The following is a 15,283-nucleotide window of genomic DNA, read 5'->3' as shown; positions in this document are numbered from 1 at the left end:
GCGGAGGCGCCCGTACCCTGAGTGCGGACAGAAACCGCTCAACCCCCACGAACCAGGAGCCGCCGGATGGACCACAGCGGGCACGGCATGATGCCGGATCTGCCGCCGTTCACGCTGGGACGGGGGCTCGTGTGGTCCGCGGACCCCTTCTTCCTGGTCGCCTGCCTGGCCGGCCTCGCCCTGTACGGCTGGGGTGTGCTGCGGCTGCGGCGGCGCGGGGACGCCTGGCCCGTCTCGCGGACGCTGTCGTACGTCGTCGGTGTGCTGACCATCGCGCTGGTGATGTGCACCCGGCTGAACGACTACGGCATGGTCATGTTCAGCGTGCACATGGTGCAGCACATGGTGATCAGCATGCTGTCGCCGATCCTGATCCTGCTGGGCGCTCCGGTGACGCTGGCGCTGCGGGCGCTGCCGACGGCGGGGCGGGGCCGGACCGGTCCGCGTGAGCTGCTGCTGGCGCTGCTGCACAGCCGGTACATGCGGTTCATCACGCATCCGGCGTTCACCATCCCGCTGTTCATCGCCAGCCTCTACGCGCTGTACTTCTCGCCGGTCTTCGACTTCCTGATGGGGTCCAAGGCCGGGCACATCGCCATGATGGTGCACTTCCTGGCGGTCGGCGTGGTGTTCTTCTGGCCGATCATCGGTGTCGACCCGGGCCCGCACCGGCCGAACCATCTGATGCGGATGCTGGAGCTGTTCGCGGGCATGCCGTTCCACGCCTTCTTCGGCATCGCGCTGATGATGGCGTCGGAGCCGATGGTGGAGACCTTCAAGAACCCGCCCGCCTCGCTCGGCATCGACGCGCTCTCCGACCAGGGCGCGGCCGGCGGTATCGCGTGGGCGTTCAGCGAGATCCCGTCGGTGCTGGTGCTGATCGCGCTGCTGTTCCAGTGGTACCGCTCCGAGCAGCGGCAGGCCCGCCGCAAGGACCGGGCGGCGGACCGGAACGGCGACCAGGAGCTGGAGGCGTACAACGCCTATCTGGCCTCGCTGAGCGCGCGCGAGGGCTGATCCCGCACGGACCCGCACGGAACGGCTCGGCCATCGGAGTGCCGGTGGCAGCGGAACCGGGGCACGATGGTGGTGGACGGACCACGAGGAGGGTGCCGCGATGCCGGGTTCCATGCGAGGTTCCAGCAAGGCGGACGGTTCCACCAGGGTGATGGGGGCGCTGACCGTGGGGGGTCTGGTCGTCGTCACGGCGTACACGGTCGCGCTCGGCGGCAACGGCTGGCTGTGGTTCGGCTGGGTGGTGCTGGGGCTGCTGACGGTGGCGCTGGCGGTCACGCAGAGGTGATTACAGTGGCCGCGTGAACAGCAGGGCCGCGTCCTTCGACGACCTCGACCGCAAGATCATCACCGCGCTGATGGCGAACGCCCGCAGCAGCTTCGCCGAGATCGGCGCGGCCGTCGGGCTGTCGGCCACGGCGGTCAAGCGGCGGGTCGACCGGCTGCGGGAGACCGGGGTGATCACCGGGTTCACGGCGACCGTCAAACCCTCGGCGCTCGGCTGGCGCACGGAGGCGTACGTCGAGGTCTACTGCGAGGGCGCCGCCCCGCCCCGGCGGCTCGCGGAGGTGGTCAGCAACCACCCGGAGATCACCGCGGCCATGACGGTGACCGGCGGCGCGGACGCCCTGCTGCACGTGCGGGCGCGGGACGTGGAGCACTTCGAGGGTGTGCTGGAGCGCATCCGCGCCGAGCCGTTCATCCGGAAGACGATCAGCGTGATGGTGCTGTCCCACCTCCTCCCGGAGAGCCCCGAGGCGGGCGCCACCCAGGCCGCACCCGAGTGATCGCCGGTCAAACCCGCTGAACGCGCAGGTCTCGTGCGTTCTGCCCGGCGGATGCGCAGCGATCCTGCGCGATCACGCAGCTTTCGTCGCTTGTCGTGCCTCGGCCGGAGTTTCTACCGTGGTGTCACCCCCGTGAGTAACACACTGGAAAGCGGAGGAAACCCTCTGTGGCCGATACCCGTGTGCAGCGCCCCCGGCGCTTTCTGGTCTGCGAACCCAGGCACTTCACCGTGCAGTACGCGATCAACCCCTGGATGCGTCCCGACACGCCCGTGGACGTCGACCGCGCCCAGTCCCAGTGGCAGGCGCTGATCGACGCCTACCGCGCCCACGGGCACACCGTGGACGCCGTCGAGCCGGTGCCGGGCCTGCCGGACATGGTCTTCGCGGCCAACGCGGCCTTCGTGGTCGGCGGCCGCGTCTTCGGCTCGCTGTTCCACGCCCCGGAGCGCCGCCCGGAGTCGCTCCACTACGACTCCTGGTTCCAGACGGCGGGGTACGACGTGTACCGCCCGCTGGCGGTCACCGAGGGCGAGGGCGACCTCGTGTGGACCGGCCGGTACGTGCTGGCCGGCACCGGGTTCCGCACCACCCGCGACGCCCACCGGGAGGCGCAGGAGTTCTTCGGCCACCCGGTGATCACGCTGACCCTGGTGGACCCGTACTTCTACCACCTGGACACGGCGCTGTTCGTGCTGGACGACGACAACATCGCCTACTACCCGGAAGCCTTCTCGGCGGGCAGCCGGGAGGTGCTCCAGCGGCTGTACCCGGACGCGGTGCTGGCCACCCGTGACGACGCGATGGCCTTCGGCCTGAACTCCGTGTCCGACGGCCGGCACGTCTTCATCGCCCCCCAGGCCGAGGTGCTCGCCGAGCGCCTGGCGACCCATGGCTACGACCCCGTGCCCGTCGACCTGTCCGAACTGCACAAGGCAGGCGGCGGCATCAAGTGCTGCACTCAGGAGATCCGCTCATGACCGCACCCGCGCACGCGCGCACGTCCGCCGACCTGATCCGGGCGGAGGAGCCGGTGCTCGCGCACAACTACCACCCGCTGCCCGTCGTCGTGGCACGGGCCGAGGGCGCCTGGGTGGAGGACGTCGAGGGCCGCCGGTACCTCGACATGCTGGCGGGCTACTCGGCCCTCAACTTCGGCCACCGCCACCCGGCCCTGATCCAGGCCGCGCACGACCAGCTCGACCGGCTGACCCTGACCTCCCGCGCCTTCCACAACGACCGGCTGGCCGAGTTCGCCGAGCGGCTCGCCGCGCTGACCGGTCTGGACATGGTGCTGCCGATGAACACCGGCGCGGAGGCGGTGGAGAGCGGCATCAAGGTGGCCCGCAAATGGGCGTACGACGTGAAGGGCGTGCCCGACGGGCAGGCCACGATCGTGGTCGCGGCGGACAACTTCCACGGCCGTACGACGACCATCGTCAGCTTCTCCACCGACGAGTCGGCGCGGGCGGGCTTCGGCCCCTTCACGCCCGGTTTCAAGATCGTGCCGTACAACGACCTGGCCGCGCTGGAGGAGGCGGTCGACGAGAACACGGCCGCGGTACTGATCGAGCCCATCCAGGGCGAGGCCGGGGTGATCATCCCGGACGCGGGCTATCTGACCGGGGTGCGAGAGCTGACCCGGCGCGAGGGGTGCCTGTTCATCGCGGACGAGATCCAGTCCGGACTGGGCCGCACCGGGCGCACCCTCGCCGTGGAGCACGAGTCGGTCGTGCCGGACGTGCTGCTGCTGGGCAAGGCGCTGGGCGGCGGCATCGTGCCGGTGTCGGCGGTGGTGGCCCGGCGCGAGGTGATGGGCGTGCTGGGTCCGGGCGAGCACGGCTCCACCTTCGGCGGCAATCCGCTGGCGGCCGCGGTCGGCACGGCGGTGGTCGGGCTGCTGGAGACGGGTGAGTTCCAGCGCCGGGCCGATGAGCTGGGCGTGGTCCTGCGCGAGGGGCTTCAGGCGCTGGCCGGGCACGGGGTGACCGGGTTCCGGGCGCGCGGTCTGTGGGCCGGCGTGGACGTGGACCCGGCGCTGGGCACCGGCCGGGAGATCAGCGAGCGGCTGATGCGCGAGGGCATCCTGGTCAAGGACACCCACGGCTCCACGATCCGGCTCGCTCCCCCGCTGACGGTCACGGCGGACGAGCTGCGCTCCGCGCTGGGCACGCTGGAGAAGGTGCTGGGGCAGGCGGGCTGATCCCCGGCTGTACGGGCGGGGCCGGGGCTTTTCGCAGTCCCGGCCCCGCCCTCTTGCTCACTTCTGGGCGAGCAGGCCCTTCATCTGCTTGATCTCGGCGCTCTGCGCTGCGATCACGTCGTCCGCCATCTTGGTGGCCCGGCTGTCCCGGCCCTTGGCCTTCTCCGTCTGCGCCATCTCCACGGCGCCCTGGTGGTGGATGATCATCAGGGTCAGGAACTTCTCGTCGAAGTCGGCGCCGGTGCTCTTCTCCAGCGCGGTCATGTCGTCGGCGCTCATCATCCCGGACATGCCCGCCATGCCGCCGTGGCGCGAGTGGTCCATGCCGGCCATCGGGGGCTCCTCACCCCAGGACTTCAGCCAGCCGGTCATGGTGCGGATCTCGGGGTCCTGCGCCTTCTCGATCCGGGCGGCGAGCGCCTTCACCTCGGCGGAGGCGGCGTGGCCGGGGGCGAGCCGGGCCATCTCCAGGGCCTGCTGGTGGTGCGGGATCATGCCCTGCGCGAAGGTGACGTCCTGGGCGTTGTGGGTGCCGGCCGTGGCCGACGCCGCCGGGGCGCCGTGGGCCGTGTGGGTGCCGGTCGGCTTGTCCGCGCCGCAGGCGGCGAGGAGGACGACGGCGGAGGCGGTGGCGACACCGAGCGCGGCACGGCGGATCGCGTGGTAGGTGGTCATGCTGGAACTCCTGTGGGTGAAAGGGATGTCGGGCACGCGTGCGGACGGCCACGCCACCGGGGGCGCGGTCGTGGGTGCCTCTAGATCCGCAGGAGTTGGAGTTCCGCCAGGGAGGGTGGTGCGCGGGCGCCGTCCGGCGCGGTGGCGGCGCGGGTGCGGGGGTCGCCGCATGGCTGGATTGCGTGGGCCACGCCCGCGAGGGGCACCGGCAGCTCGGGGCCGCCGGTCACGGCGCCGGAGGCGCAGGCCGGGTCGGCGTGATGGAGCTGGTGGCCGCCGCAGTGCCCGTCGGGGCAGTCGCCGGGCGCGTCGATGACGGCGCCCGCGTGGACTGCGTGGGTGTGCTCCGGGTGCCCGGTGCCGCCGACCGGTGCGAGTGCGTGCATGCCGAGCAGCCCGACCAGCACCGCGAGCACCAGCAGCGCGGGCGAGCGCCGCTGGGGCGGTCGCGAGGTGCGCTCGTGGGTGGTGCCGGGCATGCCGGTCATCCTACGAGCGCACCTCGCGCGGGTCGCAGTGGGACTCGCCGCTCAGCTCCTGGCCGGCCCCCGGTGCCGGGGTTCGTGGTTGCGGGCGACGATCGAGGCGTTCAGGCAGGTGGCGTACGCACACCAGACGGCGTACGGCACCAGGGTGATGGCCGCCTTGCGGTCCGTACGGGCGACGCGGGTGAGGAGGCGGATGTTGCTCGCGTCCAGCAGCAGCGTGCCCGCGAGACCGGCGAGGGGGCTGCGGAGCCGGAAGAAGAGGTTGCTCCAGCCTGCGTTCAGGGCGAGGTTGGCGGCGAACTCCCCGGCCAGGGCCTTCCGTTCCGGCCCGCGAGCCGCGTTCAGGGCGCGGCCGCCCGCCACGGCGATCGAGGCGTACAGCGGGGTCCAGACCGCGCCGAACGCCCAGGGCGGCGGCTGCCAGTCGGGGGTGTTCAGCTCGCGGTACCAACGGGCGTCCGGCCGCGTGGCCCGCGCACCCGCGACCGCCGTCGCCGTCACGGCTCCGGCGCACAGCGCGTAGGGCACCCAGCGGTGCCGGGGCCGCACGTTCTGCACGGCGGTCGGACCGGGCGGTACGGCGGGGGTGTGGCCGGCCTTCGCCGCGGTGCTGCGGGCACCCTTGGCCAGCGCGGCACCGGCACCCCGGCCTCCCCTGCCCCCGGCACCCCGGCCGGCCTCGCCCACGCCGTTCCGGTCGGCACCGCGCTCGCCCTCGGTCGTGCCCTCCCCCATGCCCCGGCGGTCCTCCGTCACGCCGCCCCGAAAGGGCCGGTCGCCCACGCCCACGTCGCCCCGGCCGCTGAGCCGGAACAGCAGCACCAGCGACGGCACGATCAGCAGGCCCGCGACGATGGCGACGCCGACGACGACTGCCAGAGAGGCGTTCGGTGCGGCGGCCTCGGTGATGGAGAGGTGGGTGCCCAGGAGGTACGGGGTCTGGGCCACGCCCCAGCCGACCACGACCAGCGCGACCGCGCCCGCCGCCGCGACCCGGGTCCCGATGGTCCGCCTGGCCCACAGCAGGCCCAGTCCGGCCAGGCCGCCGACGGCCGCGAGGACCACCAGGGGCAGCGCCGGACCGCTGAGCCGGTCGAAGAGGCGCGGCGAGTCGGCCTGGAGGACGAAGATGCCTGCGATGCTGACCGCGCCGGTGACCGCTCCGGCCGCCATCGCCCGGTCGCGGTAGTACCGGTAGAGCTTGTGGTCGTCGCGGTGCAGCGCCTCCACGGTCAGATACGTGGCCGCGAGGTAGGAGCAGGCCAGGACGGCGAGGATGCCGCCGAGGATGCTGGAGGGGTTGACCCAGCTCGACACCGCGTCGCCGTTGCCCGCCGTGGGCACGCGGCCGGAGGCCAGGCCGCCCGCGATGGCGCCGAAGCAGTACGGCGTCAGGACCGAGGACAGCGCGAAGGCCGCGCCGTACAGGCGTTGCTCCTCGGTGCGGACGGTGGCCTTGCGGAAGGCGAAGCCGGCGCCGCGCAGGACGATGCCGAGCAGGGCCAGGATCATCGGGATGTAGAGGGTGGTGGTGATGGCGGCGAAGGCGGAGGGGAAACCGGTCCACAGGACGACCAGGCAGTAGATCAGCCAGGTGTGGTTGGCCTCCCAGACCGGGGCGAGGGAGACGTCGATCAGGTGGCGTGGCTCGCGGCCGCGCTTGGCGCCGCCCGCGATCAGGTCCCAGAAGCCCGCGCCGAAGTCCGCACCGCCGAGCACCGCGTAGGCGACGACGCCGATGAAGAGGAATACCGCGACCAGCTCGGCCATTTACAGCACCTTCCCATCGGAGCGCTCACGCCGGGAGCCGGAGGCGGCATCGGGGCCGTAGGGCACGTGGACGTTCTCGTCGCCCTGTTTGTGCCAGCGTCGCTTCATCGACAGCAGCACCCAGATGGCTCCGATGCCGACCGCCGTGTAGAGCACCAGCACCCCGGCGAAGGTGGGCCAGAGGTTGCCCTGGGTGGTCACCGCGTCTCTGGTGCGCAGCAGCCCGACGACGATCCACGGCTGGCGGCCGACCTCGGTGACCACCCAGCCGCTCTCCAGGCTGACGATCGAGACGATGCCGCACAGGGAGGCGGCGCCCAGGAACCAGCGGTTGGTCTGGAGGGTGTTCCTGCGCTTCCACCACAGCCACACGAACCAGGCGGCGACGGCCAGCATCAGCATGGAGGTGCCCACCATGATGTCGAACGCCCAGTGCACGATGTTGACCTGGGCGGTGGTGGGTCTGACGTCGGCGGGAACGGCGTCGAGCCCCTGGATGCGGGTCGAGGGTTTGAATCCGGCCAGGATGGAGGCCACCCAGGGCACCGAGATGCCGTAGCGCACCTCGCCGTCGATGAGGAACCCGCCGAGGGTCTCGGGGACGTGGGTGCCGGTGGTGGGCAGCAGCTCGATGGCGGCGAACTTGGCGGGCTCGGAGTCGAAGACCTGACGGGCGATGGTGTCCCCGACGAAGATCTGCACCGGCAGGGCGACGGCGGCGGTGACGAAGCTGATCAGGAAGCCGAGCTTCTGGTAGTGGCCGCGCCGGCCCCGGATCATGCCGACCGCGTAGACGCTGGCCACCACGAATCCGGCCACGATGTAGGCGGCGAGCAGCATGTGCCAGAACTGGAGCCAGAAGGCGTTGTTGAAGAAGACCTCGCCCGGCCGGACGTCGACCACCTGGCCGTTGCGCACCGTGATGCCGCCGGGCTGGTTCATCCAGCTATTGGCGGCGATGACGGCGCCCGCTCCCCCGATGCTGGCCAGCGCCACCGGCACGCCCGACCAGAAGTGGGCCCAGGGCCGCATGCGGTCCCAGCCGTAGATGTAGATGGCCACGAAGATGGCCTCGAGGAAGAAGAACAGGCCCTCGATGGCGAAGGGAAACCCGAACGCGGCGCCGTACTTCCCCATCAGCCCCGGCCACAGCAGACCCAGCTCGAAGGAGAGGACCGTTCCGGTGATGGCGCCGACCGCGAAGAGGACGGCGGCCACCTTGGACCAGCGCCGGGCCAGCACCAGCGCCGCCTCGTCCCCCTTGCGCAGCCCCCGGTAGTTGGCGATGAGCATGAGGGAGGTCAGGGCCACGCCGAAGGGCACCAGGATGATGTGGAAGCCCAGCGTGAAGGCCATCTGCTCCCTGGCGGGCAGGAGCTGGTCCGGCTCCGCGGCGGCGGCCAGGAGCAAGGGGTACCTGGCCAGGTCGACCGTCAGCATGGACGGGCCCTCCTCTTCGCCGGGTCAGCCGCTCTCCGGCTGATCTGTCACTATTTCGCCCAATGTAACGGCTGCGGATGCAGCGTGTTCTGGCCTGTGGACAGAGCCGCCGGAAAGCGCCGCCGACAGGGCCGCTTCCGCGAATTCGCCGCGCGCTGAGCATGAGCCCGGTGTCCGGCGGTAACAGGTGTCTGCACAGGCCGCTGCGAGCGAGGGGGAGCCGTTGTTCTACCACTTGCTGAAGTACGTGCTGCTGGGCCCGGTACTCCGACTGGTCTTCCGCCCCCGCATCGAGGGGCTCGACCATGTGCCGGAGTCGGGCGCGGCGATCATCGCCGGGAACCATCTCTCATTCTCCGACCACTTTCTGATGCCCGCCATCCTGAAGCGGCGGATCACCTTCCTCGCCAAGGCGGAGTACTTCACCGGTCCGGGGCTCAAGGGCCGGCTGACGGCCTTCTTCTTCCGCAGCGCGGGCCAGATCCCGGTGGACCGTTCGGGCAAGGAGGCCGGGCAGGCGGCCGTCCGCGAGGGGCTGAAGGTGCTGCACCGGGGCGAGCTGCTGGGGATCTATCCCGAGGGCACCCGCTCGCACGACGGACGGCTGTACAAGGGGAAGGTCGGGGTCGCGGTGATGGCGCTGAAGGCCGGGGCGCCGGTCGTGCCCTGCGCCATGATCGGCACCTTCGAGGCCCAGCCGCCCGGCCGGAAGATTCCGAGGCTGCGCCCGATCTCGATCCGCTTCGGCGAGCCGCTGGAGTTCTCCCGCTACGCGGGGATGGAGGACGAGAAGGCGGTCCTGCGGGCCGTCACCGACGAGATCATGTGCGCGGTGCTGGAGCTGTCCGGCCAGGAGTACGTGGACCGCTACGCCGCCGAGGTGAAGGCGGAGGCGGAGGCGGCCAAGACACGCCGGTTCACCCGGCGGCACTGAGACGGAGACGCGGGAAGGGCGGCCGGAGATCCTCCGGCCGCCCTTCCTTCATGCATGCTCCGCGCTGCTACGCCTTGGGCGTGGCGTGCGGTGCGCAGGTGACGTCGGAGCCGTCCAGCTCGCCGGTCAGCAGATAGGCGTCGACCCGCTCGTTGACGCACGGGTTGACCAGGCCGGTCACGCCGTGCGAGCCGGCGCCCTCCTCGGTGATCAGCCGCGAGCCCTTGAACCGCTGGTGCAGCGAGACGGCACCCTCGTAGGGAGTGGCCGCGTCCCGCGTGGACTGCACGATCAGCACGGGCGGCAGGCCCTTGCGGGTGCCGACCTCGACCGGGTTCTGCTGCTTGGCGGGCCAGGTGGCACACGGCAGGTTCATCCAGGCGTTCGCCCAGGTCATGAACGGGTAGTCCTTGTGGAGCCGGGTGTTGTCCCGGTCCCACTTCTGCCAGCTCGTGGGCCACTTGGCGTCGGCGCACTCGACGGCGGTGTAGACCGCGTTGCCGTTCTCCGCGGAGATGTTGCCCGCGGTGTCCGACAGGTCGGGCGCGGCGGCGTCCACGAGGGCCTGGGTGTCACCGGCGACGTACTTGCTGAACGCCGTGGCGACCGGCACCCACGAGGAGTCGTAGTACGGGGCGCTCTGGAAGAAGGAGATCAGCTCGGCCGGGCCGACGACTCCGCCGAGCGGGCTCTTCGCGGCGGTGGCACGCAGCTTGAGCCACTGCTCCTGCACGGCGGCGCGGGTGGTGCCCAGGTGGAAGGCGGCGTCGTTGGCGGCGACCCAGTACTGCCAGTCCTTCCAGCGGCGCTCGAAGGCGATGTCCTGGTTCAGGTTGGCCTCGTACCAGATGTTCTCGCGCGCGGGGTCGACGACGCTGTCGACGATCATCCGGCGGATGTGGCCCGGGAAGAGCGTGCCGTAGACGGCGCCGAGGTAGGTGCCGTACGAGACGCCCAGGTAGTTGAGCTTCTTCTCGCCGAGCGCGGCCCGGATGACGTCCAGGTCGCGGGCGGTGTTCGGCGTGGTCATGTGCGGCAGCATCGCGCCGCTGCGCTCGGCACAGCCCTCGGCGTACTCGCGGGCGAGCTTGCGCTGGGCGAGCTTGTCGGCCTCGTCGCGGGGCACCGGGTCGGCCTTGGGCGCCTTGACGAACTCCTGCGGGTCGACGCAGGAGATGGGGGCCGAGTGGCCGACGCCGCGCGGGTCGAAGCCCACGAAGTCGTACGCCTTGGCGGTGTTGGTCCACAGCGCGTTCTTGGTGGTGACCCGGCGCGGGAAGCGCAGGCCGGAGCCACCGGGGCCGCCGGGGTTGTAGATGAGGGCGCCCTGGCGCTCCTCCTTGGTGCCGGTGTTGCCGATGCGGTCGACGGCGAGCTTGATCTGCTTGCCGTCCGGCTTGGCGTAGTCCAGCGGCACCGAGACCCAGCCGCACTGGATGGGCTTCTCCAGCCCCCAGTCGGCGGGGCAGTCCTGCCAGTCGATGCCCGCCTTTGCGGCGCGGGCGGCGGCCGTGGCGGCGCCGAGGGCCTCGCGGTCCTGGCCCCGGCCGCTGTCGGCGCTGGCCGCGGGCGCGGTCACCGCGCCGGCTATCAGCGTGGCGGTGACGAGCGCGCCGGCCGAACTCAGCGCCAGCAGACGGCTCTTCGGCTTGTTCTCCCTCAAGGGGTCCCCTCCCCGTGACTTCACTGCGAGTGGTCAGGCGGGGAATCCTCTCGGCTGTGAGCCGTCTGAGAACAGGGTTGGTCGACCTTCTTTACCAATCCGATAAACGGATGGTCAGTTCCGATCGGCGGTCAGGAGCGCCAGAGCCTCGTCCAGACGGCGGCGCAGGGTGAGCGCGTCGGGTGCCACGGCGCTGACGAGGACCGCCGGTCCGGCGAGCGGCATCAGTGCGGTGCCCTCCCCCAGCATCCGCGCTTCCGCCGGGTTTTCCAGCAATTCGGGCGTCACAAGCACCAGTTGCCCCACCGAGCGATGCCCCCCGAGCACGGCCGGCCCGTCCCAGCCACCCGGCGCTCCGGGGCCGCAGCCCAACTCCTGGTCGAGCAGCGTGGTGCCCGCGAGGCGGACGGTGAGCCTGCTGATCAGCCGCCCCGGCTCCTCCCCGGCCCGGCCGAGCACCTGTTCCTCGCGCAGCAACAGCCGGGCACCGGGCGCAAGTTCGGCACACGTGGTGACCCGCAGGTCGCTGCCCCGGGCCGAGACGAGCTGCTCGGGCAGCCAGTGCAGCTCTCCCCCGGCGGCCACGTCGAGCCGTACGTCGTAGCGGGCCTCGCCCTTGGCCTGGCCGGGCAGCGCGAGGGTGGCGGCGGCCGAGCCGAGGTGCAGCCGGGCGCCCTCGCCCACCCGGGCCTCGACGGAGAAACGGTCACCGCCGAGCGGTCCGCTCATCGCGCCGACCAGCAGGACACGGGCCTCGGTGCCGTGGGCGCGGGTGCGGCGCGGGGCGAGCGGGCCGTCGCCCTCCAGCACGGGGAGGGCGGTGCCGCCCCGGCCGTCGGCGCGGGCCTCGATCCGGGCGCGGGCGCGGACGCCGGCGGCGGTCACGCCGTCCACGCGGTGAGCCGCTCGCGCACCCAGCCCGCCACCTCACCGACGCCGTTCTCGACGCGCAACGTCTGGAAAACGACGGGGAGTTCGGCCCGCTGGGCCTTGGCGTCGGCGGCCATCCGGGCGAGGTCGGAGCCGACGTAGGGGGCGAGGTCCGTCTTGTTGACCACGAGCAGGTCGGCGGTGGTGACGCCGGGTCCGCCCTTGCGCGGGATGTCGTCGCCGCCGGCCACGTCGATCACGAAGATCTGGGCGTCCACCAGGCCCTTGGAGAAGGTCGCGGTGAGGTTGTCGCCGCCGGACTCCACCAGGATCAGGTCGAGCGGGCCGACGGCGTCCTCCAGGTCTTCCACGGCTTCGAGGTTGGCGGAGATGTCGTCGCGGATCGCGGTGTGCGGGCAGGCGCCGGTCTCCACGGCCGTGATCCGCTCGGGCGGCAACACGGCTTCACGGAGCAGGAATTCGGCGTCCTCGCGGGTGTAGATGTCGTTGGTGACGACGGCGAGGGAGAGTTCGTCGCGCAGCGCCCGGCACAGCGCGGCGACGGTCGCGGTCTTCCCCGAGCCGACCGGACCGCCGAGCCCGATGCGCAGGGCGCGCCGGTTGCCGTCGGGGCGGTGCGCGTCGGCGCTGACGGCCTCCGGGCCGGTGTGGGTGTGGTCGAGATGCATGTGCGGCTCCAAGTGACGTTGTCGCGGGGCCTCTAGGAGGCGAAGAGGCGGACCGGCCAGGCGGCGTGCGCCTGTGCGCCGATCTCCAGCAGGGGCGCGGACGCGGCGGGCAGGGCGTCCACTCCCTCGGTCAGTGCGCGCCGGGCGGCCTCCACGGCACGGTCCGCCACCCGGTCCAGTTCGGGTGCCAGCCGGGCGAGGACGCCGGTGGCGTCGAACGGATCGAGGCTGAGCAGCCGTACGGTGGCGGTCGCGGGGCCGCTCACGCTCTCGTACAGCGCGCAGTGGGCGGCGTCCAGCGGCTCCAGACCGGCCGCGCGGGCGGTGAGGCCGAGGACGACGGGCTGGTGGGCTCCCTTCGGGAACTCACGCGTCAGTGCGTCCAGTTCGGGGGACGGCCAGGTGGCGCGTGCCGCCCGTACCAACTGGCGGCCCAGCCGCCGGGCGGCGGTGCGCAGGGCCGGTGACGGGGTGCGGGCGTCGGCGGCGGCGTCCAACTCCCCTGCCCGAACGCCGAGTACGGCCGCCGCCGCGAGGGAGGCGGCGACCAGGCCGGTGGTGTGCAGGCGTCCCCGGCAGAAGTGCTCCAGGGTCGCCGCGTCGGTGATGCGGCCCGCCTTGACGGCGGCCTCCGCCCCGCCGGAGTGGGCGTGCCCTCCGGCGGGGAAGCGGCCGTCGGCCAGGACGAGCAGCGCTGCTCTGGACATCCGTGACCTCAGAAGAGGAAGTAGCGCTGGGCCATGGGGAGTTCGGCCGCCGGTACCGCCTCGACCAGCTCGCCGTCGATGTGCACGGCGAAGCTGTCGGGATCGATCCGTACGTCCGGCATGGCGTCGTTCTCGCGCAGGTCGGCCTTGGTGACCGCGCGGGTGGACTGGATCGGGACGAACTCCTTGCCCAGGCCCAGCCGTTCGGGCAGCCCGTCCTCGATCGCCAACCGCGAGACGAAGTTGACCGAGTTGGCGGCCGGGGCCCGGCCGATCGCGCCGAACATCGGGCGGGGCAGGATCGGTTGCGGGGTGGGGATGGAGGCGTTGGCGTCGCCCATCTGCGCGTAGGCGATCTGGCCGCCCTTGAGCACGAGCAGCGGCTTCACCCCGAAGAACGCCGGCTCCCACAGCACCAGGTCGGCCAGCTTGCCGGTCTCCACGGACCCGATCTCGGCGGCGAGGCCCTGCGCGAGCGCCGGGTTGATCGTGTACTTGGCGACATAGCGCCGTACCCGGTGGTTGTCGGCGCGGCCGTCGCCGGGCAGCGCGCCCCGGCGGCCCTTCATCACATGGGCGGTCTGCCAGGTGCGCAGGATGACCTCACCGACGCGGCCCATGGCCTGGGAGTCGGAGGAGATGATCGAGATCGCGCCGAGGTCGTGGAGGATGTCCTCCGCGCCGATGGTGGACGGCCGGATGCGGGACTCGGCGAAGGCGAGATCCTCGGGCACGGCCGGATTGAGGTGGTGGCAGACCATCAGCATGTCGAGGTGTTCCTCGGCGGTGTTGACGGTGAACGGCCTGGTCGGATTGGTCGAGCTGGGCAGCACGTTGGGCTGCGAGACCACCGTCATGATGTCCGGCGCGTGCCCGCCCCCGGCACCCTCGGTGTGGTACGAGTGGATGCCCCGCCCGGCGATGGCGGCGAGGGTGTCGCCCACGAACCCGGCCTCGTTGAGCGTGTCGGTGTGGATGGCGACCTGGATGCCGGTCCGGTCGGCCACGGTGAGGGCGGCGTCGATGACGGCCGGGGTGGAGCCCCAGTCCTCGTGCAGCTTGAGACCGACGGCGCCGCCCCTGATCTGGGACAGCATCGCCTCCTGCGAGACGGTGTTGCCCTTGCCGAGGAAGCCGACGTTGACCGGGTACGCCTCCATCGCCTCCAGCATCCGGGCGAGATGCCAGGGGCCCGGTGTGACGGTGGTGGCCTTGGAGCCCTCGGCCGGTCCGGTGCCGCCGCCGACCAGGGTGGTGACCCCGGAGGACAGCGCCTCGTCCGCGATCTGCGGGCAGATGAAGTGCACATGGGCGTCGATCGCGCCCGCCGTGAGGATGCGCCCGTTGCCCGCGATGATCTCGGTCTCGGGGCCGATGACGAGGTCGGGGTGGACGCCGTCCATGGTGTCGGGGTTGCCGGCCTTGCCGAGGGCGGTGATCCGGCCGTCGCGGATGCCGACGTCGGCCTTGATCACGCCCCAGTGGTCCACGACGACGGCGCCGGTGATCACGGTGTCCGGGGTGCCCTCGGCGCGGGTGGCGCGGGACTGGCCCATGGACTCGCGGATGACCTTGCCGCCGCCGAACACCGCCTCGTCGCCGGAGGCGCCGGGGCCGCCGGAGCGGTCCTCCTCGATCTCGACGAGGAGGTCGGTGTCGGCGAGCCGGATGCGGTCGCCGGTGGTGGGGCCGAACAGGTCGGCGTAGGCGGCGCGGGAGATCTCAGGCATCGAGGGCACCTCCCGTCTCGCCGCGCAGTCCGGGCACGATCCGGGCGCCGCCGAGGGGGACGAGTTCGACCTCGACGGGGATGCCGGGCTCGAAGCGGACGGCCGTACCGGCGGCGATGTTCAGCCGCCGGCCGCGCGCGGCGGACCGGTCGAAGTCCAGGCCGGGGTTGGCCTCGGCGAAGTGGTAGTGGGAGCCGACCTGGACGGGCCGGTCGGCGGCGTTGAGGACGGTGAGCCGGGTGGACTCGCGGCCCTCGTTGCAGACGACCGGGGCGTCCGCGAACAGCACCTCTCCGGGAATCATCGCGGGCC

At 72.0% G+C, this 15,283-nt stretch carries 16 protein-coding genes; 6 read left to right on the top strand and 10 right to left on the bottom strand.

What is annotated here, in order from left to right; translation table 11 throughout:
- The first annotated feature begins 66 nt into the window (after positions 1-66).
- The 5 genes from ACZ3HQ_RS27615 (at position 67) to rocD (ending at position 4,005) form a co-directional block, all read left to right on the top strand.
- On the top strand, positions 67-1,017 hold the full coding sequence (locus tag ACZ3HQ_RS27615) for a cytochrome c oxidase assembly protein (protein WP_467514982.1): 951 nt from the start codon (positions 67-69) through the stop codon (positions 1,015-1,017).
- A 100-nt stretch (positions 1,018-1,117) separates the two neighbouring features.
- Positions 1,118-1,303, top strand: a complete 186-nt coding sequence (locus ACZ3HQ_RS27610; RefSeq protein ID WP_466638455.1) for a hypothetical protein — start codon at positions 1,118-1,120, stop codon at positions 1,301-1,303.
- A gap of 13 nt (positions 1,304-1,316) precedes the next feature.
- Positions 1,317-1,802 (top strand): Lrp/AsnC family transcriptional regulator, encoded by a 486-nt coding sequence (locus ACZ3HQ_RS27605; RefSeq protein WP_467514979.1) that lies wholly within the window; start codon positions 1,317-1,319, stop codon positions 1,800-1,802.
- Between the two features lie 167 nt (positions 1,803-1,969).
- Positions 1,970-2,782 (top strand): dimethylargininase, encoded by an 813-nt coding sequence (ddaH, locus tag ACZ3HQ_RS27600; RefSeq protein ID WP_467514978.1) that lies wholly within the window; start codon positions 1,970-1,972, stop codon positions 2,780-2,782.
- Complete coding sequence (gene rocD / locus ACZ3HQ_RS27595; protein ID WP_467514977.1) at positions 2,779-4,005, top strand: ornithine--oxo-acid transaminase; 1,227 nt, start codon at positions 2,779-2,781, stop codon at positions 4,003-4,005. Before ddaH ends, rocD begins: the two co-directional genes overlap by 4 nt.
- A 57-nt stretch (positions 4,006-4,062) precedes the next feature.
- Here the strand turns inward: rocD and ACZ3HQ_RS27590 are convergent, their stop codons facing one another.
- From ACZ3HQ_RS27590 to ACZ3HQ_RS27575, 4 genes are all read right to left on the bottom strand, one after another.
- Entirely contained in the window at positions 4,063-4,680 is a 618-nt protein-coding gene (locus ACZ3HQ_RS27590) for a DUF305 domain-containing protein (RefSeq protein WP_467514975.1), read from the bottom strand.
- An 80-nt stretch (positions 4,681-4,760) separates the two neighbouring features.
- Complete coding sequence (locus ACZ3HQ_RS27585) at positions 4,761-5,159, bottom strand: DUF6153 family protein (RefSeq protein ID WP_467514974.1); 399 nt, start codon at positions 5,157-5,159, stop codon at positions 4,761-4,763.
- Between the two features lie 51 nt (positions 5,160-5,210).
- Positions 5,211-6,938 carry a cytochrome d ubiquinol oxidase subunit II gene (locus ACZ3HQ_RS27580; RefSeq protein ID WP_467514972.1) on the bottom strand — a complete coding sequence of 576 codons (1,728 nt, stop codon included), beginning with the start codon at positions 6,936-6,938 and terminating at the stop codon, positions 5,211-5,213.
- Complete coding sequence (locus ACZ3HQ_RS27575; protein WP_467514971.1) at positions 6,939-8,378, bottom strand: cytochrome ubiquinol oxidase subunit I; 1,440 nt, start codon at positions 8,376-8,378, stop codon at positions 6,939-6,941.
- A gap of 223 nt (positions 8,379-8,601) precedes the next feature.
- On the opposite strand from ACZ3HQ_RS27575, the gene ACZ3HQ_RS27570 reads away from it, so the two are divergent.
- A complete protein-coding gene (locus ACZ3HQ_RS27570; RefSeq protein WP_467514970.1) occupies positions 8,602-9,312 on the top strand; it encodes a lysophospholipid acyltransferase family protein in 711 nt (236 codons plus the stop codon).
- Between the two features lie 67 nt (positions 9,313-9,379).
- Here the strand turns inward: ACZ3HQ_RS27570 and ACZ3HQ_RS27565 are convergent, their stop codons facing one another.
- From ACZ3HQ_RS27565 to ACZ3HQ_RS27540, 6 genes are all read right to left on the bottom strand, one after another.
- Entirely contained in the window at positions 9,380-10,975 is a 1,596-nt protein-coding gene (locus ACZ3HQ_RS27565; protein WP_467514968.1) for an alpha/beta hydrolase, read from the bottom strand.
- Positions 10,976-11,089: 114 nt separating this feature from the next.
- Positions 11,090-11,860, bottom strand: coding sequence for an urease accessory protein UreD (locus ACZ3HQ_RS27560; RefSeq protein ID WP_467515119.1), 771 nt, complete (start codon positions 11,858-11,860; stop codon positions 11,090-11,092).
- The gene (ureG, locus tag ACZ3HQ_RS27555) at positions 11,857-12,534 is read right to left on the bottom strand and encodes an urease accessory protein UreG (RefSeq protein WP_467514966.1); all 678 of its coding nucleotides are present in this window, start codon (positions 12,532-12,534) and stop codon (positions 11,857-11,859) included. Before ureG ends, ACZ3HQ_RS27560 begins: the two co-directional genes overlap by 4 nt.
- A 32-nt stretch (positions 12,535-12,566) precedes the next feature.
- Positions 12,567-13,241 (bottom strand): urease accessory protein UreF, encoded by a 675-nt coding sequence (locus tag ACZ3HQ_RS27550; protein ID WP_467514964.1) that lies wholly within the window; start codon positions 13,239-13,241, stop codon positions 12,567-12,569.
- Between the two features lie 8 nt (positions 13,242-13,249).
- A complete protein-coding gene (locus ACZ3HQ_RS27545; RefSeq protein WP_467514962.1) occupies positions 13,250-14,971 on the bottom strand; it encodes an urease subunit alpha in 1,722 nt (573 codons plus the stop codon).
- Entirely contained in the window at positions 14,964-15,275 is a 312-nt protein-coding gene (locus ACZ3HQ_RS27540; protein ID WP_467514960.1) for an urease subunit beta, read from the bottom strand. The genes ACZ3HQ_RS27545 and ACZ3HQ_RS27540 overlap by 8 nt, the downstream gene beginning before the upstream one ends.
- Between the last annotated feature and the right edge of the window lie 8 nt (positions 15,276-15,283).

Source organism: Streptomyces sp. NPDC018263 (genome assembly GCF_055562575.1).
Note: the sequence above shows the minus strand (reverse complement) of the source record. Positions and strands in the feature narration are given on the sequence as shown.

Bases quoted from the DNA above. Each gene is read 5' to 3' on its own strand.
- ACZ3HQ_RS27540 (WP_467514960.1), bottom strand. From the start codon at position 15,275: ATGATTCCCGGAGAGGTGCTGTTCGCGGACGCCCCGGTCGTCTGCAAC.
- ureG (WP_467514966.1), bottom strand. From the start codon at position 12,534: ATGCATCTCGACCACACCCACACCGGCCCGGAGGCCGTCAGCGCCGAC.
- ACZ3HQ_RS27615 (WP_467514982.1), top strand. From the start codon at position 67: ATGGACCACAGCGGGCACGGCATGATGCCGGATCTGCCGCCGTTCACG.
- ACZ3HQ_RS27575 (WP_467514971.1), bottom strand. From the start codon at position 8,378: ATGCTGACGGTCGACCTGGCCAGGTACCCCTTGCTCCTGGCCGCCGCC.
- ACZ3HQ_RS27550 (WP_467514964.1), bottom strand. From the start codon at position 13,241: ATGTCCAGAGCAGCGCTGCTCGTCCTGGCCGACGGCCGCTTCCCCGCC.
- ACZ3HQ_RS27585 (WP_467514974.1), bottom strand. From the start codon at position 5,159: ATGCCCGGCACCACCCACGAGCGCACCTCGCGACCGCCCCAGCGGCGC.
- ACZ3HQ_RS27545 (WP_467514962.1), bottom strand. From the start codon at position 14,971: ATGCCTGAGATCTCCCGCGCCGCCTACGCCGACCTGTTCGGCCCCACC.
- ACZ3HQ_RS27590 (WP_467514975.1), bottom strand. From the start codon at position 4,680: ATGACCACCTACCACGCGATCCGCCGTGCCGCGCTCGGTGTCGCCACC.
- ACZ3HQ_RS27610 (WP_466638455.1), top strand. From the start codon at position 1,118: ATGCCGGGTTCCATGCGAGGTTCCAGCAAGGCGGACGGTTCCACCAGG.
- rocD (WP_467514977.1), top strand. From the start codon at position 2,779: ATGACCGCACCCGCGCACGCGCGCACGTCCGCCGACCTGATCCGGGCG.
- ACZ3HQ_RS27580 (WP_467514972.1), bottom strand. From the start codon at position 6,938: ATGGCCGAGCTGGTCGCGGTATTCCTCTTCATCGGCGTCGTCGCCTAC.